Source organism: Rubritalea spongiae (assembly GCF_042652385.1).
GTDB classification, from domain to species: Bacteria; Verrucomicrobiota; Verrucomicrobiia; order Verrucomicrobiales; family Akkermansiaceae; genus Rubritalea; species Rubritalea spongiae.
The window spans coordinates 3,062,323-3,080,133 of the sequence record NZ_JBHSJM010000001.1; the positions used below are offsets into that span (position 1 = coordinate 3,062,323).

Genomic DNA, 17,811 nt, shown 5'->3' on the forward strand with positions numbered 1-17,811 from the left:
CTAGAGCTGATTCTTATTGCGAGGAAACGGTTACCTTGGAGATGAAGTGGGTAGGTGCGCTGGCTGAGAGAAGTTTACTTGCTAGTTGTTCGCATTCTGTCCTGTCGTCTAGTCCAGAGATTACAAAGTTTTTTGAGAGTACTTCTGCGTTAAGAATCGCATTGTTGACGGCTTTGCCGTTGAAGGTGGTGACGATGAAGCTACTGCCTGAAGTTAGGGAACGGGTGAATTTTTTCATTTTTTCAGCTCCGTCATTAGTAAGAGTGATGTAGACTTGAGCGTTTGTGCTGCGATCAGGAAATGCGTTGATGATATCTTTTTCTGTGAGATGAGGTTCTGAAATGAGTAGATACTTTGTTGAGCTGCTTTTGTTCTGCATTTGAACGAGCTTGTAGCCGGTTGGGGCGTCTTGGGTTCCGGCCAGAATGGCTTGGGTGAGTGAATCGCATTCTGGATGACGGGCGTGGATACCTAATTGAATAGGTGACCCAGAGCTGTTTGGTGTGAAAATGCGTTCGAGTTGCTTGAGGTTTGCCCTTAATGACGAGGATTGAAACTTGAGGGAGTCCTTGGAATAGGTGATTGGATTTGCTTTGATATTGTTTTCTTCGAGTAGCTCATTCACGATGGATACATATTGCTTCATTGAGGCTTCGCTTTTGTCGCTTAGGTCAGAACGTAAGAAAAGGGTGACTTCACTGGAATAAAGGTTAGTGAAGAGAAAGAGACTGAAGAGAAATGGGATAAATTTCATCGCAAAAGACATGAGCCGAGTAAATATGTTAGGGAGGAAAAGTCAAACTTCGGTCTTGGCGATTTGGCTGGGGTGGGTATGAATCGGCGCAGATATGAAAATTTTGGTTGTAGGAAAAGGTGGGCGCGAGCATGCGCTTCTGACAGCATTCAACGAATCTCCAACTGAGACTGAGCTCTACAGTTTCCCGGGAAGTGATGCGATTGCAGAGATAGCGACTCGTGTTGACGTTGATGGTCTCGAGGAATTGATTAAATGGATGTTGACTAATAAGATTGATCTCTGTGTTGCTGGTGAGGAAAGCTATCTCGTGACAGGTGAAGGACTGGCAAACCTTTGTGAAAAGGAAGGGATTCCTTGTTGGGGCCCGCATTTTCAATCTGCTCAACTTGAAGCATCAAAGGAATTTGCGAAGGAGTTTATGCTACGTCACGACATTCCAACGGGGGCTGCGACTGGCTGTGCCAATATTGAGGAGGCTCGCGCAGCCATTAATGGTGTGTACCCAACAGTGCTGAAGTTCGATGGTCTCGCTGCTGGTAAGGGAGTGGCTGTTTGTCCAGACGAAGCGACGGCTGAGGAATTTTTAAATGAAGTGCTCGTTGAGCGCCGTTTTGGTGAAGGCCGTCTTCTAGTGGAAGAGTGTTTGGTAGGTCCAGAAGTTTCTGTGTTTGCAGCTGTGGTCGATGATAAGTACCTAATTTTCACGCCTGCGCGTGACTACAAGCGTGCGCTCGATGGTGATCGCGGTCCAAATACAGGAGGTATGGGTGCTGTGGCATCTCGCCAGCTTGTGAGCCAAGAATTACTTGGTCAGATTGAGCAACAAATCGTCAAGCCAACAGTCGATGGTCTTGTCAAAGATGGCCTTCCGTACCGTGGATTTATTTATTTTGGGCTGATGATCACTGAGGCTGGTCCTAAGATTATTGAATACAATTGCCGTTTTGGTGATCCTGAGTGTCAAGCGGTGATGCCAATTGTTGGTGGCGATCTTGCTCAATTCTGTTTTGACGGAGCAAAAGGTGCACTTAATTCGGACCTTCTTAGTTTCGGTGAAGGTTGGTCTGTATGCCTTGTGCGCGCATCAGCTGGCTATCCTGAGACTTCCCGCAGTGGCGATGTAATTACTGGTTTTGACGCTGTCAAAGGTGCGCGTGTGTATCATGCAGGGACTCGTAAAAACGATAAAGGTGAGTGGGAGACCAATGGTGGTCGTGTACTCGCTGTGGTAGCGGGTGGCGCGGATCGTGCATCTGCTGTTGAGGCTGCTTATGTGCAGCTTGAGAAAGTTACATTCCCGGGCATGCAGAGCCGTACCGATATCGGCACTTTCAATTTCTAAGTTGAGGGAAATTTAAATGAAAAAGGCGAGCACTTCAGCAGTGCTCGCCTTTTTTGTAACTATCAATCTGAGTGCTTACCTAAAGGTCGTCGAGGATATCGGCGCAGAACTGTGACCAGGTTTCGAGTCGCTCGTAGTAGTCGGCCTTGATGACTTCCGTAGTGCTGAGTTGGAGATCGGCAATGGCGTCTTCGTTTGATGCTACAGATGACCCTTCGATGTCGAAGAGGTGGACTACTCCGAGATGGACTTGACCAACTTCATTGGTGTCGTCGTTGAGTAATCCGATAATTTTTTGGGTGTAGCTTCCATCGATAACTACTTCTTCAGCGATTTCACGTTCGACTCCCGCCATGTAAGTTTCACGCCCGAGGTGGTCTTCGCGCGTGTCTTCGGGGTTGATGTGACCACCAATTCCTAAAGAACGCTTGGCGTGTAGACGTGCTTCACCACCCGCTTTGCCACGTGAATAATGGACGAACTCACCATTCAGTCGGATCAGTACGTAGGGTATAATTTGCTTGTGGCTCGGGTCGTCCTCCGCCGCTCCGCGGTCCATGAAAAAGTTATTTTTCGGGTCGAGAATAGATGGGAGGTACTTGTCGACATCAATATTGATTCCTTGGAAGGAGCCGAGGCTGTCGAGTAACTCACGAGTGATGACGAGGACTTGTTCGCCTTTGTAGTCTTTTGCCATATGAGTTAGGCTTTTTGAGATTTTACGAATTCGGCGACTTGTTGAATGTCTCCATCGGCAGCCCATACGTGGCGAAGGAAATCCGCTGGGTGAATGTCGCCATTTTCGCGGAGGAAGCGACGGTCTCCTCCACAACAAAACATAAGGTTTGGGTCGAGTTCGCCACGGAGCTTGTGCTCGGCTTTGGTGAAAATGCGTTCGAAGTAGGGGAGTCCATCATAGACGTCCTGTTTGCCAGGGAGCTCATTCGAGGTGATTTCGTGGTCGCTGAGGACGCCATTTTGAACGACAGTAAAGTAATCGCGGCGAACTGCTGCAATGAGTAGTGCGGTGGATTCTGTAGGTTCACCGGCATCGCCGAGGTCTTCTACGAAGTCGAAAAGTTCGCGCGGCTTATAGCCGATGGATTGGAGGAAAGCGATGTCGTCCTCAGTGTAGTAGGAGTCGTAGTCGGAATTGCCACTGCGGTAGGCTTCGATACAACGGCGGAAGAGTTTTAAAAATTGGTCATTCCAAGTCATGGCAATGACTGTGCCGTCTCTGTAATGCTGTGTCAAATCCTCAGAATTCCAGCTTTTGAAACGATTCTGTAATATCGTTTTTTCTTGCTTTGGTGCCAAAAATCTTTAACTCGATAGTGCTAAATCTCGTAATGCTTTAGTTTTCCTATCTAATTACAAAACTAAATTAAACCAGCTAACTATATGGCAGTCAATAAGAAACAGGCTAGCAAGGTCGCAAGAAAAGCGGTCAAAAAGACAGCGAAAAAGAATGCGGTCTCTAAAAAAGTCGCTAAAAAGTCTGCCAAAAAAGCAGCTGAAAAGGCACCGAAAAAGGTGGTTAAAACAGCCAAACCCTCGAAGAAAACACCGACTAAGAAGGTAGCTAAGAAGTCGGCGAAAAAGCAAGTAGTGAAGAAAGCCGTAAAAAAGCCTTCTAAAAAGCCAATATCGAAAACAGTTAAGACTAAATCTTCGTCTCAGGCTAAGCTGGTTAAGAAGGCAAAGAAGCCAAGCAAGTCCGTGAAGAAACTCACGGAAAAATCCTCTCCGCCTAATAAGGCATCAGAACCAAAAAATAGTAAGAAGAAAAAAATGAAGGAAACCCTGAACAAGCCGGTTAAACTCACAGCATTTGTCAAAAAGCAACACAAGCGTCTACTCGATCTGCGCGATGAGCTGGTGGACACGACATTTGACAAAGCTCAGGATACTCTGAGGAATCACCCGGAGGGAAGTGAGGCAAATGGTTCGGGGATGCATCAGGGAGATGCTGGGAGCGATGCATACGACCGCGATCTAGCCCTGAACATTTTAGGGAAAGAGCACGATGCGCTTTACGAAATCGAAGAAGCGATTCGCCGCGTGGAGCGTGGGACTTACGGGATTTGTGAAATGTCTGGTGAGAAAATTCCTAAAGAACGGCTTGAGGCAATTCCGTTTTGCCGACTTACGGTACAATGTCAGGAAAAGTGGGAAGCCAAGCATGGGAAGAATCGCTATCGCCGTGAAGATGAGGCGGGATATAGTGGTTTGACGCTGTAACTCATTTGAAAAACGATTAGTAATACCTGTTGTGGTCATCGTGCTACAGCAGGTGTTTTTGGTTTAAGCTTAAAAATGTGCGAAAAAAAGCTCGGTTTGTCTTGACGAAGCGTCTGTTTTCGGTAGCTTGCGCCTCCCAAATTCTAATTTTTTAAACCATGCCACGCGACATCATCATCCTCGAATGCACAGAAGCACGCGCTGAAGGTAAATCACCTTCTCGTTACACATCTACACGAAACAAGAAGAGCCTGAATACTCCAGGTCGTCTCGAAAAAGTGAAGTACAATCCAAAGCTTCGCCGTCGTACACTTCACCGTGAACTTCGTTAATCGCATTCTAAACTAACAAATTTACTATTATGTCTACTGAACCTAAGACAATTGAGCGTCGTATCGCTTTCCGTAAGGCTAACCGTTCGATGACTCGTCGTCGTATCGATCTTCCTGCTGAGCAGATCGATTACAAGAATACTGATATTCTTTCCAAATTTACTTCTGAAACTGGCAAGATCCTTCCACGTCGTGTGACTGGTGTTTCTGCTAAGCTTCACCGCAAGATCACTCGCGAAATTAAGCGTGCTCGTTCCTGCAACCTTCTTCCATAATCTGGAAGACTCTGGGTGTTGATACCAGATGAATGGTTTTCCCGAGCTAGTCCGGCATCTTCTGGACTAGCTCGCTTTGTTTATTAAATTTACTATATTGATTCCATGCCTGCTGAGATTCAGCCATTGAAAGACACACAAAACGAGCGCGACGACCGCAACATCGCAATTGATCGCGTGGGCGTGAAGGCGCTTCGCTTTCCTGTAGAAGTTCGTGAAAAAGAAGGGGGAAGTCAGCGCACAGTTGCGACGACAGCTCTCGCTGTAGATCTACCTGAGCATTTCAAAGGGACACACATGAGTCGCTTTGTAGAGGTGCTGAACAGTCACGGTAATTGTTTAGATGTGCGCGAGATGAAGGCGGTGCCAGAGGAGATGCTGGAGCGTCTTGAGGCATCGAAAGCGCATGTGGAATTTGAATTTCCATTTTTCCGTACCAAGCCAGCGCCAGTTACGGGGAAGGGTGGGGTTTTAGATTATACTGTCCGCTTCGAAGTCGAAGCATGCTCGAATGGTGATTCAGACTTTATCTGTACAGTAATGGTCCCGGTGGCGACGCTTTGTCCTTGTTCTAAGGCAATTTCAGAATACGGCGCGCACAATCAGCGCGGTCTGGTGACTTTTGCTGTGCGTGCAAAGCAGCCAATTTGGGTCGAAGATCTTATCGATCTTGTGGAATCTTCAGCCAGCTGCGAACTCTACAGTTTGCTCAAGCGACCTGATGAAAAATACGTGACTGAGAAGGCTTATGAAAATCCAGTTTTTGTAGAAGATTTAGTTCGTAATATTGCCAGTAAGGCGAACGCTCAGGACAATATTATCTGGTACAAAGTGGAGGCTGAAAATTTTGAGTCGATCCACAACCATAATGCTTACGCGATGATCGAGAAGCACGTGTAAACTGAGGGAATCTGTATTAAATTCTTCGACGGAGGCTGCGGGAGATCGCGGCCTTTTTTGTGGTTTAGAAGTGATCGTCAATTCCTATAATACCAAGGTGGATGTACCATCGGATTGGAGCGCGTATTTAATGGCTGTAAGTTTATGATTGTCTGATTAACTGTGTATGCTTTATTAGGCACCTCCCCGTGATTTCAGATATTCATGAAAACCACTCTGTCAGATTCGAAGCTGCTACTGACGCAAGCAGCTCATGCTTCCCCCAGCTTCAAAAAACGCAAGGGAAGCTTCCTGATCGAAGCCTCCGTGTCTTTGTTTATCCTTGTCGCGATTGCGATTGTTTTGGCGAACGCCTCTCTGAATATTCTTCAGCCTCGTTCATGGGTCATGAAGCAGAACCTAGCTGATGCTTATCTTTCAAAGGAAGTTGCTGCAGCTAATAAGATGGATTTTGATTCTATTGCTGCGGGTACATCGCTATGGGGGAATGGTGGTTTAACTAATGCGCAAGCTGTAACGCTGGGTCAGCTTCCCAGTTTTGTCTCTGGTGGTGCTGGGCGTGCTTATGGGGGGGAGGTTCGCCGTGAGCGCATCACTTTACAAGGGAATATTCGCGCAGCTGCAGGCCTTTTTGATCCAAATGCAGGTGGGAGGTTAGCTTTAAATAGAATGGGAATTCGGGCTTATCAGCTGGTGAGTCATGTGACTTATGAAATTGATGGTCGGACATTTGTGAAATCTAGAACCATTGTACGCTCTGAATAATGAAAGTATCTACGAGAAATAAGAAAAAGGGGTACACGCTGATTGAGCTTTCAGTCGTGATGGTCTTAGTCATTATGATAGCTGGAACATTGACAAGTATGTTGTCACAGCAGGTACAGTTTTTGAGCTGGTGGAATACACAAAAGTTCATAGCGGAAGATGCGCCATTGGTGAATAACATGGTGGTTCGGTTGTTTTCTCAGGCTGATGCTTTTCGTGTGCATAATACTCAAGCAAATGCACTTAATGGCACTGGTGGTACGTTGGCAGGGGGAACCGCTGTGATGCTCGGCTTTTCTAGTCCTAATGGAGGGAAGGAGTATGGGATCATTAATTATAATGCGGCAAATGGGAGTATTGAATATAGTAATGTAACTAATAACAATGGTATACTTTCGATCGTTAATGGAGACACATGGACTATGGCAAGCGGGGTTGCGGGTGCTGTATTTGACGTGAGTAATGGGACACTTAACGGTGTCAACGTAGCTGGTTATGAGGGGGTTATTGAGTTTACCTTAACTGGTCCTTATGGGGGACAAATTACATATGCAGCCTCTCCATCATTATGAGAATTTCAAAAGTATCTAGAAAACGTAAAGGTGTAGTCACTTTAGTGAGTACAGTAGTGGTCTGTGCTTTTATGCTGACACTTGCTGCAATTCAGTATCGTGCGGCGATTCGAAATCTTGAAAGTCAGAAAAAAGTTCAGTTGGCGATTGATTATGAGGTGCGCGAGCAGGCATTTTTAAGATCAGTTGTCACCTTGACTCCACTGTATGCGGCCAATACAATGTCTGAAAACTCTGCGACTAATAATGGAAATCCAAGAGCGCCTAGAAGGTTTTCTCGCATGTATGAAAATGCGAGAGACTGGTCGAATTTATCTGCCGCACGATCAGCTGCGACTCATGCTGCACTCGAAGCTGCAGTAGGAACTGCATTAGTAAATGGGAACACGGGCGATACTTCTGCAGCATTGAACGTTACAGACTTCATTGGAGATGTGGCTGATACTGGAGTGGAGGATACAGGCTTAGCTGCTGGTTACACACCGAGTGCTGCGACTACTCGTGCAGATGCAGTGGGAAACGCGCTAACAGGTTACCCTCCGCAATTAGATGAGCGAGTTGGTTCGAATGATGCGGATAAGAGTGTTTTGGCCCCTCTTATCTCTTCTAACTTAACTTACGATCTAGCGTCAGATGTAGATGATGTACGTTCTTATTTTTCAGACACGGTACTCTATCCTGATATTCACTTTGGTTATGGCACTCCAGGGGTAGCTTTTATTGCGCGTCAGAACTGGTGGCGACTTTATCTTCATACTCAAGCATTAGATGTAGGTAATACTGGGTTAGGACAGACCGCATTGAATAAGAATGAATACATACTATCATTATATGAAGTGCCGGCTCAGCTTGCGATTAGTTCTTCTTCATTTACTAATTTAGGGCAAATTAACAATACCGCTTGGGGGGCAAATATCACTGTCAGCGGAAATGTTTATGCAAAAGACGCGAATGTTCAAGGAGGAGCCAATTTGGCAGGTTTGGCGACCACTCAAGGTAGTGTTTTAGCCGGCGGAACCGTAGGAGGATATAATGCAGATAGTCGAGCCGCACGCAACCAATTTGAAATGGTCAATAATGTAGGACAATTTTTTCCAATTTCGCAGGCCTCAGATTTTGCTCGCAGTTTGTTTATTCCAATTAATACAGGTGCTGATTTTTTTGACCGCTATGCTCATGGAAATCCAGATACTTCAAGTCCAGCAGAGAATATTAATAGGCTGAGTCGTGAGAGTTGGGCTGAGTATACACGAGGTTGCTTTCAATGTGCGATGCAACTTGATGTCACAGAGACTGTGGCTTCGCGAACAGGTACTGGAACGGATCAGACCCCTACGGCCGTGGAGCTCACTTATAAGACCGGTGTTGGAACTACCGCACAAGAGATTTTTAGTGTTGATAATAGTAACCTTCCATCAGCCCAAACTATTGGTTTACCATTTTATACGAAAATAACAGGTGGACAACCGGTACTCGTAGTGGATGTGGGAGAGTTAGCGGATTATTTACAGAACACGGCAACAATACCAATTACAGCAACTCAATTAGAAGAAAACCATTCGATTGTAGTGAATGCCCGACACACAATAGCTGGAATCGAGGACCCACAAGATGACAATTTTGGAGGTACTCATATGGCTGTAGAGATGGCTGGAGTAAAGGACCTTTCTTTGTTTGATACGCATGGTTTTTCTTTTGTGACAAACTATACCCTCAATATTTTGACTAATGTTAACACTGTGTCTACTGGTTTGAACGGTGGGGGAGCTACCTATCCGGCTTTATCCATTTATGCTCCTTCGATACGCTATGGTGAGAGTGTCAACGCACGGCAGGTTTCTCTCACTGGGAGTATTGGTAGTCTGAGTGAGAATGATGCAGCTACTCGTACAGATATATTGGACTTAATAGCCGTGGGCGCAGCTACAGCTGATGCTAATCAAATCATAGCAGATTTAAGACCTATCACAAGTCTAAGTGAACTCCCTCCAGTAAATGTTATGAACTGGCTGGTAGTCATTCAGAAGAAACGTTAATCAGTGGCTTAGTTATTTTAAGCTTCTGAGAAGGCATAGTCTTTTCAAGACTACACTTTTGAGATACGAGCACGGAGGCTCAGGTCGTTTAGCTACGAAGCGTCTCGATCGTTTGTTCGATTGATTTCCAAGTAACTTCTTTCGAGACGAAGGCGCTACCAAGTTTGTCGAGGAGAACGAAGTTGATTGTGCCGCCGCTGAATTTCTTGTCGCGTTTCATTTTCTCAAGAACGACTTCTGTTTTGATTTTGGTTGGGAGAGTTAAAGGAAGCTGGAAGGTGTCGAGAAGTTTGAGTACGCGCTCTGAGTCTTGGGGAGTGAGGGTGGAATATTCTTCCGAGAGAAGTAGGGCTGCACGGATGCCTAGAGAAATAGCTTCGCCGTGAAGTAGGGTGCCATATGGGACAGCGGCTTCGATGCCGTGGCCGATCGTGTGGCCAAAGTTGAGAAGCGCTCGGGTGCCAGAGATTTCCTGTTCATCTTCTTCTACCACGCGCGCTTTGATGGAGATATTTCTAGCGATGAGTTCAGCTGCTGGTGCTTGATCTTCTGGAGAGAGGGCTTCGAGTTCGGTGAGCATCGCTGCGTCTCGGATGGCAGCGTGCTTGATGGCTTCGGCATATCCTTCGCGGTATTCGCGCCCTGGCAGTGTGCTGAGAGTCGCTGGGTCAGCAAGTACGAGTTGCGGCTGGTGAAACGCCCCAACGAGGTTCTTGCCTTCGGCAATATTGACGCCAGTTTTTCCGCCAACGGAGGAATCGACCAGGGAGACAATGGTAGTTGGAATTTGTACGAAAGGGATACCGCGGTAGAACACCGATGCGACAAAGCCAGCGAGGTCGCCGACCACGCCGCCGCCAAGTGCGATAACGAAGGAGGAGCGGTCGTGGCCATCTTGCGTCATTTCGCGGCAGAGCAGTTCGACCTTGCTCATTGATTTGGAGGCTTCTCCAGCAGGGACGCTATGAGTGGTAGCTTGGTAGCCGGCAGTATTCAGTTTTTCGACTAAAGTCTTACTGTAATAAGGACCGACATTGCTGTCGGTGATGATCGCCACTTTACCTTGAAGACCAGCTTCTTGGATGTGTTTAGCTGCATTTTCAAGAATGCCATAATCACAGAGTACTTGATAGGATCGGGAACCTAAATTAACGTGGACGCTAGCCATAGCGATTGCTTAGGGGATGTAAGGGATTTCGTAAACAATGAAGTCGTGGATTTAGTTAAATACTGCAAAAGTGAAGTTTGTTGGCTGCTCTGGGGTTCATTATCATAATTAGTAAGCTACTAGATCGGGTTTGATCTATGGTGATAAGAAGTTCTCGAACCAGTGATTAATTATTAGTTACTAGCATTGGGTGAGCTGGCTTGAGAAAAATGGGATAAGTATGGAATAGTTTTGTACTCTCTTTACTCTTAGTACTAGAAAGCATGAGTGAGTTCCAAGAATTAGTAGACGCCCACTACCAAGCCCTGTATCGATTTGCCTATTCCTTGGCAAAAAATCCCGATAGAGCGGCTGACTTAGTGCAACAAACATTCTGCATTTGGGCCCAGAAAGGGGACCAATTGAAGGATAGAAGCAAGGCAAAGACGTGGTTGTTTACGACGCTCTACCGCGAGTTCTTAGCATATTCGCGTCGTTCTACGCGTTTTCCTGAAACGGATCTCGATACGGTGGATTACCAACTTACGACGCATGAACCAGATACCAGCCGTGGGCTGGATGGGAAACGAGCTGTGGAGCTTTTACAGCAGCTGGATGAAACCTTTCGAGCGCCGCTTTCACTTTTTTTCTTGCAACAACATAGCTACAAGGAAATTGCAGCGATTTTAGATATTCCAATAGGAACTGTGATGTCACGTATTTCACGTGGGAAGGAGCAGCTTCGTACCAAAATGCAGGTAGAAGCTGAGAGCAAAATTATTAAAATGGACGGGAAGGTCAGACAAAATGGATAAACAACAGGCTAAATTTTTACTACGGAGTTTTCGTCCCGATGGCGAGGACGCACATATGCCTGAGTTTGCCGACGCATTGCGTCTAGCGACTGAGGATAGAGAGGTTGGCGAATGGCTAGCTCAAGAGCGAGCTACCGATGCCGCCTTTGCGAAAGCTTTAAATGAAGTCCCTATTCCAGATGGGCTTAGAGATGAGATTCTTGCAGTATTGGAATATGATGGACAAGTAGAAGAAGTAGATACGGAACTTGATAGCTTGCTGGCTGCTGGGATGGCAATGATTTCTCCGCCCGAGGGCTTACGTGAGCAAATTCTTACAGCAATGGAGATGGAACAAAGTTCCGTGAGTGAAGAGAGCAACGTGACTGACGTTGGAATGTGGCGTTGGCTTTCAGTAGCTGGTGCTGCGGCAGTGGTGGCTGTTGGTACTTTTTTAACCATCAATAAGCCCGAGCAGAATACACAAGCACCTGCGATTGTCGTTAATACTCCAGCGACAAGTTCAGTGATTGATAGTAATGCAGTTCGCCCTGTCTCTGTTCATAATGCAGTGCAAGAAATGGCAGATAAGCTGGTGGATCCTGAAGGCATTGACTTGAACACAAATCTAAGCTGCGAGCATGCGGCTAAGGATTTTTTGACTGATAAGCACAGTCCAGTGCCTTCGACTCTCCCCCAGGGATTGAAGGATGCTAAACTGGTGGGAGCTCGCGATATGCTTTTACAAAGTGGTCAGCCAGTATCATTGCTGTGCTTTGAGAAGGAAGGTATGGGAATGGTACACATCATGGTGGTGGAGTCTAAGCACCTTGAAGATCCTGATGTTCTCGATTCGATGAAGAGTGTGTCGTTGAAGTCGTGCTTCGGCTGTGACAAGACGCACTTCAATACGGTTCATTGGAAAGAAGGCGAGACTGCGTATGTGATGCTTACCAAAGCGAATAAGCAGGATATGGTGAACTTGTTCTAAATTCTGTTCAGATATAGTTTTACGATTTTTTAAATGCGCAGCATGATGCTGTGCATTTTTTTTATTTAGGTGAAAGAAGCAGGTGGGGTGAAGGAGCGATGAGTGAGGGGGTAATTTATTTGAATGGCTTAAGTGTTTTGTAGATAGAGAGTTACTGGGTTCTGTTTGTTGTCGTCTCCCCCTAAGGTGGTAGGCATAAAAAAACGCACTCAGCCTTAGCTTGGTGCGTTCTTTTTTAAATTTGTGTAGATCAGTTTTAGCGGTGAAGCATCATCTGCGCATGGCGGATAGTGTCAGCTTCTTCTTCATCCATCTCAGCCATTGTGTCGGCGAGGCTTGAAGCAATTTCTTTGCGCATTTGAGCAACGAGATCGGTACCTTTACCGGTGATACGCACCATGATTTTACGGCGATCTTCTGCGGCGTGTACACGCTCGACATAGCCAAGTTTTTCCAGTCGATCTACAAGTCCAGTGGCAGCGGCTGTGGAGTGGCCCATTTTTTTAGCGATATCAGACATGGTGAGGTAGTCTTCACTAGAGAGGTATGCCATTAGAAAAAACTGCGGAAACGAAATGTTACCACGGTTGAGCTCAGATGAGAGGTTCAAGATACATGAACGCTGAGTGAATAGAACAAAATCAGCGAGTCGTTCTGCTTCCGCGATGCCTGCGGGGGAGTTCAGGGTAGAGGGCGTTTTCATAAGTGCCTTGTGATAGGTTAGTAGTTTACTGATTCTAAGAGCATTCTCGAATCCGGCCTCAGCCTAACACTTTTTTTAAAATAGACGCAATGTTTTTATAAACTTTTTCAAAATATCTCCTTATTTGCAATGTGTTGGTAGGTGCTTATTAAACTTTTTTTAGCATTACAGAGAATTTTCGAGTGTTGGTGTATCTGATTGATTCATATCCATTTGGAGAGGAGAGTCGATGGTGCGTTGGAAGACGGGGTCATTAATTGAAAAGCGTCCATCCTTGATGTCGGCTACATAGAACTGTCCAAGTTTTTGTTCATTGAGTGAAACGGAGTGAGTTTGCCCTTGTTGGTTTCTGCTGTAGTAGATGGTATTTTCGCTGGGTTGGATATTGCGATAACGCTGAATAAGCATGTAGCCAGCGTCTGGATAGATCGTAGCAATGCGTCCGACGAGTTGGTCTTGCTGAACTTCTTTTTGGGGTTCAACGGTCTCGTTTTTTGAGCTAGCACAGCTGCAAATGATTAAGCCTAAAATGGGAAGGTAAACTTGTAGGTGTGACATTGTGCGAAGATTCTAACGCCTCTGTATGAGCACTCAAGAAAGAGCGCTAGAAACAGTGATTTTTTTAGTTCTGCAGGGTTGACGCGGTAGGGGAGATATGGTTTTGTCCCAGCACTTCGACGAACGAATCACCGGGCCGGTGGCTGAGTGGTCGAAAGCGCTCCCCTGCTAAGGGAGTATACCGGAAACGGTATCGAGGGTTCGAATCCCTCCCGGCCCGCCATTTTACAAAAGCTTCACTCATTGGTGAGGCTTTTGTGGTTTTAGGAGGGATGAGGAAGCAGTTCGGGGTCTACACCAAAGTTTGGGGAGAGGCATGTTTTTGAGTTTATTGTGTTGGTTAGCCGCATTGAGCGATCACGCGTAATCTGTAGTTTTCGAAGTTTCTAAATCCGTATGCTCGTCGTTGGATGAGCTTCATTTTTCTATGAAAGCCTTCTGTGATTCCATTGTTCTTGGTGAACCTCCACATACAGCCAATAGCTTCCAACTATTCTTGAAGTGTCTTTGCTAAGATTTCCATGGGTTTAATCTGTGAGTACTTGAGTTTGCGGATGTGGCCGACAAGTACTCGGGCTAGCTTTCTGCATTGCTGTTTATTGCGTTCCTTTTGATTCACGAGTCTTCTGATTTGGTGCATGTGCTTATGGATGAGTCTGAGGGTTGGATAGGTATTGAATAATTCACGTAGGGTTCGCTTTTGCTTAGAGCTGAGGCGTTCAGGACATTTGCGCATAGCAGCTCGACCACCCCAATTCATATCCTCTGGTTTTTTAGGCACAAGAAAGTAGTCCTATCTTTCACAATAATCCGTGTTACAAGGCGCTCTTACTAGTTCATCTTGGGGGGACTTCTCGTTGAGTGTTCGCTAATTCCGGCTGACACGACCCCGTTGCCTCTTCTGAGCCTAGCTTGAGGATCCTTTATGTCCAAAACACACCAATTACCGTTGTCGTCAATTATGTTTGACTCATTAACTATTTCACCTGCGGTCACTCAAATGACCAGATCGAATTTTAGGTCAAGCAAGCCTCCTTCAGAAACTGCGATTGTTTATTGCGAAGGGAACTTTGGAGGAGTGGATGGAAAGACCGCCAACGGGCTAGTTCGTCATTCTGAAAAATATGAAATTCTCTCGATAATCGATAGTGAGCTGGTGGGGCAAGATGCCGGAGAAGTTCTTGACGGTAAACCGAACGGTATTTCAATTTGCCGAGATCTTGATGATGCATTGGCGAACGCTGGGCGTGTCCCCGATTGTTTCATTTTTGGGATCGCACCGGCAAGTGGAATGCTTTCGTCCGCCGAGAGACAAATTCTACTTAGGGCAATAGCGAAGGGCATGAACATTGTGAACGGACTCCATGAGTTTCTGAACGACGATCCTGAATTTGCAGCCGCAAGTTCCGAATCTGGGGTAATTATTCGTGATGTTCGAAGACCTAGAGATAAAAAAGATCTCAGAGTTTTTAGCGGTAAAGTCATGCAAGTCACCTGCCCGCGCATTGCGGTTCTAGGCACTGACTGTGCTATTGGAAAGCGCACAACTGCAACCATCTTGGCAAGTGCTCTCAAGCAAAGTGGGATCAATGCGATTTTGATTGGTACCGGCCAGACGGGTCTAATTCAAGGAGCGCGCTACGGGTTGGCTCTTGATGCGGTTCCTTCGCAGTTTTGCGCAGGAGAGTTGGAGAGCACGATCATGGAAGCTTTCGAAAACGAAGATCCCGATGTCATCCTGATCGAGGGTCAAGGCTCGTTGAGTCATCCAGCCTACTCAACTTCTAGCTTTATTCTTCGAGGAAGTTGTCCTCAAGGGGTGATTTTGCAACACGCACCGAAGCGGAAACATCGATGCGACTTTGATGGGATGCCGATGCCTAGTCCTAGTTCCGAGATTGATCTCATTGAAGCTTTTGCTAAAACGAAAGTCATCGGGCTTACCATCAATCATGAGGGTATGACAGATGACGAAGTTTCGGCGGCAATTACTTGCTACGAGGAGGAATTGGAAATCCCTTCGACAGATGCGCTGGCCCGGTCACCCACACGGCTAGTCGAGATGGTTCTCTCAGCCTTACCTCAGATCGGGGCACAGTATTAACATAACCCATCAGCCGGCTCCGCGTTTAGAGGTAGATCTAGATAAGGTGTATCACAATGCACTTACGCTAGTGGCTCGTCTTTGTAAGCTAGGTATTACCGTCACAGGTGTGACGAAAGCGACTCTCGGTTCGCCCGAGATCGCCGAAGCATGGCTTCGAGCTGGAGTTTGCAGTCTAGGAGATTCCCGAGTTGAAAATATTGGGAGGATGCGAGCGGCTCAGATCTCAAAGTCGATGACTCTCATTCGTTCTCCAATGTTGAGCCAGATCGAGCAAGTGGTAGACTTGGCAGATCTAAGTTTTAATACGGAACTCAGTGTGATACGCAGACTTTCAGCTGTCGCAAAGAAGGCAAATTGTACCCACGGGGTAGTTCTCATGGTGGAGCTTGGTGATCTCCGTGAAGGAATCATGCCGAGCCTGCTCGAACATACCGTTCGTGAAGTACTTGGCTTTTCTAACATCCTCTTCATGGGGATCGGAACGAATCTTGCCTGCAGAAGCGGGGTGTCACCCGATTGCAAAAATATGACAGAACTCTCGGCCTTGGCTGATTCGATAGATGCAATTTTTGGACCGATTGTGAAAATCGTTTCAGGTGGTAACTCTGCAAATCTAGAATGGGTATTCAGCGGAGCTGACATAGGGCGAATCAACAATCTCCGCCTAGGTGAAGCCCTTCTTCTTGGATGTGAGCCTCTTCACCGGAAAGTGATCAAAGGCCTGTACACTTCCGTCATCACTCTAGTGGCGGAAGTGATCGAGTTAAAAAATAAGCCTTCCAAGCCTTGGGGGAATCTAGCACAGAATGCTTTCGGAGAAGAGATATCTACCAGTGAACGAGGTCACATCACCCAAGCTATTCTGGCAATAGGGAGACAAGACATAGATCCGGATGGACTGGTTCCGCCTCCTGGAATCAAAATCCTTGCGGCAAGCAGTGATCATCTTATTGTGGACGCAACCAACTATCGCGGAAGGATGAAGGTCGGGACTGAGCTTTCCTTTAAGCTCGATTATAGCGCGTTACTTCGCGCCATGACATCACCCTTCATTCCTAAAGTTCATAAATAAAGCTTTGAATAGAAAACGCATCCTAGCTCACATTGCGTTACCTTTTCGGCGCTTCAAGTTAGCGGAGATGACGGAGAAATAGTCCTATCCGCACTAGTACTAAAGATTCACGTCGAGCGGCTAAATACAACTTGTAGGGTTACTGTTTTTTCAAGAAAACAATAGCTTTTAGAATCATAGCAGGTTAAGTGCTCAATTCGGCTCATACTTTCTTCAGTTTTAATAGCTGAGTTTTTTTTACAGCATGAGCCAATTAGTATTATGAAAATGTATGTAGGCAATCTGTCGTTTAATTCGACAAAGCAGGATCTCGAGTCCTTTTTCTCTCAATATGGTTCGGTGACGGATGTTCACCTTCCAGAAGACCGCGAGACTGGTCGTCCACGTGGTTTTGCCTTTGTGACGATGGACTCAAAGTCAGCCATGGAGGCTGCTATTAAGGGATCTGATGGTAAAGACCTCGACGGTCGTAATCTGAAGGTAAACGAAGCTAAACCTCGCGAAGAACGCGGAGGCGGTCGCTACTAGATTCTGATTAAAGAATTCTGGGGAGTGATCGAACTTGTAGGGTTCACTCCAGATTTCGGGAAGCAGCTCATGATGGGCTGCTTCATTGTTTCCGGGCAGTCGACAAAGAGTGGGCTCTTTAGTCTGATGGCAATTGTTCGCACGTAGCGTTCGACACCCTGTTGCCGATTTCGATTTGCGCGTGATTCATGTAGATGAAGAATTTTTTCCTCTGGTGAGGGTATAGGAAATGGCCTGACTGAGCCGAGCGTCTGGGCGGACAGCTTGGTGATCTCGTAGGTGTTGTTCACTTTGCGTTGCACGGTTTTCGTCATTTAGGCAAGAAGGTCGTCTCGGCCATGCTTCTAGATTGGATAGACTTGATTTTTCGTAGGAGGTAACTAAGTGGGAGGTATGTTGAGCCTTGAGACCATTGCCAGTATTGGAGACGAATTAGCAATCGCGTGGAGTGATGGGCTGGAGAATTATATCAAGCATGAGGAATTGAGAAAGGCGTGTCCGTGTGCGAATTGCCAGGGTGAACCAGATGCGCTCGGTCGAGTGGTGAAGCCGCCAGTACATTATAATGAGAAGAGTTTTCAGCTTGTCCGATTCGAAAATATAGGCGGTTACGCTGTGCAGTTTCATTGGGCCGATGGCCACGGGACTGGAATTTATAGTTACGAGTATCTTCGCAAGCTGGGTGAGTAGG

General features: G+C 46.4%; 20 protein-coding genes, 1 tRNA gene and 1 pseudogene. 15 read left to right on the top strand and 7 right to left on the bottom strand.

Features of this window, described 5'->3' with window-relative positions; genetic code table 11:
• Positions 1–13: 13 nt before the first annotated feature.
• On the bottom strand, positions 14–754 hold the full coding sequence (locus ACFPK9_RS13540) for a SecDF P1 head subdomain-containing protein (RefSeq protein ID WP_377095478.1): 741 nt from the start codon (positions 752–754) through the stop codon (positions 14–16).
• Positions 755–848: 94 nt separating this feature from the next.
• Here ACFPK9_RS13540 and purD point away from each other — a divergent pair, with 94 nt between their 5' ends.
• The gene (gene purD, locus ACFPK9_RS13545) at positions 849–2,099 is read left to right on the top strand and encodes a phosphoribosylamine--glycine ligase (protein WP_377095480.1); all 1,251 of its coding nucleotides are present in this window, start codon (positions 849–851) and stop codon (positions 2,097–2,099) included.
• A 79-nt stretch (positions 2,100–2,178) separates the two neighbouring features.
• Here the strand turns inward: purD and ACFPK9_RS13550 are convergent, their stop codons facing one another.
• Both ACFPK9_RS13550 and ACFPK9_RS13555 read right to left on the bottom strand, forming a co-directional pair.
• On the bottom strand, positions 2,179–2,796 hold the full coding sequence (locus ACFPK9_RS13550) for a hypothetical protein (protein WP_377095481.1): 618 nt from the start codon (positions 2,794–2,796) through the stop codon (positions 2,179–2,181).
• Positions 2,797–2,801: 5 nt separating this feature from the next.
• Complete coding sequence (locus ACFPK9_RS13555) at positions 2,802–3,353, bottom strand: hypothetical protein (RefSeq protein ID WP_377095483.1); 552 nt, start codon at positions 3,351–3,353, stop codon at positions 2,802–2,804.
• A gap of 147 nt (positions 3,354–3,500) precedes the next feature.
• Here ACFPK9_RS13555 and ACFPK9_RS13560 point away from each other — a divergent pair, with 147 nt between their 5' ends.
• From ACFPK9_RS13560 to ACFPK9_RS13590, 7 genes are all read left to right on the top strand, one after another.
• Positions 3,501–4,340, top strand: a complete 840-nt coding sequence (locus tag ACFPK9_RS13560) for a TraR/DksA family transcriptional regulator (RefSeq protein ID WP_377095485.1) — start codon at positions 3,501–3,503, stop codon at positions 4,338–4,340.
• 158 nt (positions 4,341–4,498) lie between these two features.
• On the top strand, positions 4,499–4,672 hold the full coding sequence (gene rpmG, locus ACFPK9_RS13565; protein WP_377095487.1) for a 50S ribosomal protein L33: 174 nt from the start codon (positions 4,499–4,501) through the stop codon (positions 4,670–4,672).
• 29 nt (positions 4,673–4,701) lie between these two features.
• Positions 4,702–4,947, top strand: a complete 246-nt coding sequence (rpsR, locus tag ACFPK9_RS13570) for a 30S ribosomal protein S18 (RefSeq protein ID WP_377095489.1) — start codon at positions 4,702–4,704, stop codon at positions 4,945–4,947.
• A 105-nt stretch (positions 4,948–5,052) separates the two neighbouring features.
• On the top strand, positions 5,053–5,847 hold the full coding sequence (gene folE2, locus ACFPK9_RS13575) for a GTP cyclohydrolase FolE2 (RefSeq protein WP_377095491.1): 795 nt from the start codon (positions 5,053–5,055) through the stop codon (positions 5,845–5,847).
• Between the two features lie 204 nt (positions 5,848–6,051).
• Positions 6,052–6,612, top strand: a complete 561-nt coding sequence (locus ACFPK9_RS13580) for a hypothetical protein (protein ID WP_377095492.1) — start codon at positions 6,052–6,054, stop codon at positions 6,610–6,612.
• On the top strand, positions 6,612–7,184 hold the full coding sequence (locus ACFPK9_RS13585) for a type II secretion system protein (RefSeq protein WP_377095494.1): 573 nt from the start codon (positions 6,612–6,614) through the stop codon (positions 7,182–7,184). Before ACFPK9_RS13580 ends, ACFPK9_RS13585 begins: the two co-directional genes overlap by 1 nt.
• Positions 7,181–9,220 carry a hypothetical protein gene (locus tag ACFPK9_RS13590; protein WP_377095496.1) on the top strand — a complete coding sequence of 680 codons (2,040 nt, stop codon included), beginning with the start codon at positions 7,181–7,183 and terminating at the stop codon, positions 9,218–9,220. Before ACFPK9_RS13585 ends, ACFPK9_RS13590 begins: the two co-directional genes overlap by 4 nt.
• Before the next feature lie 88 nt (positions 9,221–9,308).
• Here the strand turns inward: ACFPK9_RS13590 and aroB are convergent, their stop codons facing one another.
• Positions 9,309–10,388, bottom strand: a complete 1,080-nt coding sequence (gene aroB, locus ACFPK9_RS13595) for a 3-dehydroquinate synthase (RefSeq protein ID WP_377095498.1) — start codon at positions 10,386–10,388, stop codon at positions 9,309–9,311.
• A 263-nt stretch (positions 10,389–10,651) separates the two neighbouring features.
• Here aroB and ACFPK9_RS13600 point away from each other — a divergent pair, with 263 nt between their 5' ends.
• Positions 10,652–11,182: an RNA polymerase sigma factor gene (locus ACFPK9_RS13600; RefSeq protein WP_377095499.1), complete on the top strand. Its 531-nt coding sequence runs from the start codon at positions 10,652–10,654 to the stop codon at positions 11,180–11,182.
• Positions 11,175–12,152: a hypothetical protein gene (locus ACFPK9_RS13605; RefSeq protein ID WP_377095501.1), complete on the top strand. Its 978-nt coding sequence runs from the start codon at positions 11,175–11,177 to the stop codon at positions 12,150–12,152. Before ACFPK9_RS13600 ends, ACFPK9_RS13605 begins: the two co-directional genes overlap by 8 nt.
• A gap of 256 nt (positions 12,153–12,408) precedes the next feature.
• On the opposite strand, the gene ACFPK9_RS13610 is transcribed toward ACFPK9_RS13605, so the two are convergent.
• Both ACFPK9_RS13610 and ACFPK9_RS13615 read right to left on the bottom strand, forming a co-directional pair.
• A complete protein-coding gene (locus ACFPK9_RS13610) occupies positions 12,409–12,855 on the bottom strand; it encodes a MarR family winged helix-turn-helix transcriptional regulator (RefSeq protein WP_377095502.1) in 447 nt (148 codons plus the stop codon).
• A 165-nt stretch (positions 12,856–13,020) separates the two neighbouring features.
• Positions 13,021–13,413, bottom strand: a complete 393-nt coding sequence (locus ACFPK9_RS13615) for a hypothetical protein (protein ID WP_377095504.1) — start codon at positions 13,411–13,413, stop codon at positions 13,021–13,023.
• 133 nt (positions 13,414–13,546) lie between these two features.
• Between ACFPK9_RS13615 and ACFPK9_RS13620 the strand changes: the two genes are divergently transcribed.
• A tRNA-Ser gene (locus tag ACFPK9_RS13620) sits at positions 13,547–13,636 on the top strand.
• A gap of 117 nt (positions 13,637–13,753) precedes the next feature.
• On the opposite strand, the pseudogene ACFPK9_RS13625 reads toward ACFPK9_RS13620, so the two are convergent.
• Positions 13,754–14,173, bottom strand: a pseudogene (locus tag ACFPK9_RS13625) (ISL3 family transposase).
• Positions 14,174–14,413: 240 nt separating this feature from the next.
• Between ACFPK9_RS13625 and ACFPK9_RS13630 the strand changes: the two are divergent.
• The 4 genes from ACFPK9_RS13630 (at position 14,414) to ACFPK9_RS13645 (ending at position 17,810) form a co-directional block, all read left to right on the top strand.
• Positions 14,414–15,517 (top strand): N-acetyltransferase DgcN family protein, encoded by a 1,104-nt coding sequence (locus tag ACFPK9_RS13630; protein ID WP_377096650.1) that lies wholly within the window; start codon positions 14,414–14,416, stop codon positions 15,515–15,517.
• Position 15,518: 1 nt separating this feature from the next.
• On the top strand, positions 15,519–16,592 hold the full coding sequence (locus ACFPK9_RS13635; RefSeq protein ID WP_377096652.1) for an alanine/ornithine racemase family PLP-dependent enzyme: 1,074 nt from the start codon (positions 15,519–15,521) through the stop codon (positions 16,590–16,592).
• A gap of 261 nt (positions 16,593–16,853) precedes the next feature.
• Positions 16,854–17,120, top strand: a complete 267-nt coding sequence (locus ACFPK9_RS13640; protein WP_377095506.1) for an RNA recognition motif domain-containing protein — start codon at positions 16,854–16,856, stop codon at positions 17,118–17,120.
• 393 nt (positions 17,121–17,513) lie between these two features.
• Positions 17,514–17,810: a DUF971 domain-containing protein gene (locus ACFPK9_RS13645; protein ID WP_377095508.1), complete on the top strand. Its 297-nt coding sequence runs from the start codon at positions 17,514–17,516 to the stop codon at positions 17,808–17,810.
• Position 17,811 lies beyond the last annotated feature (1 nt).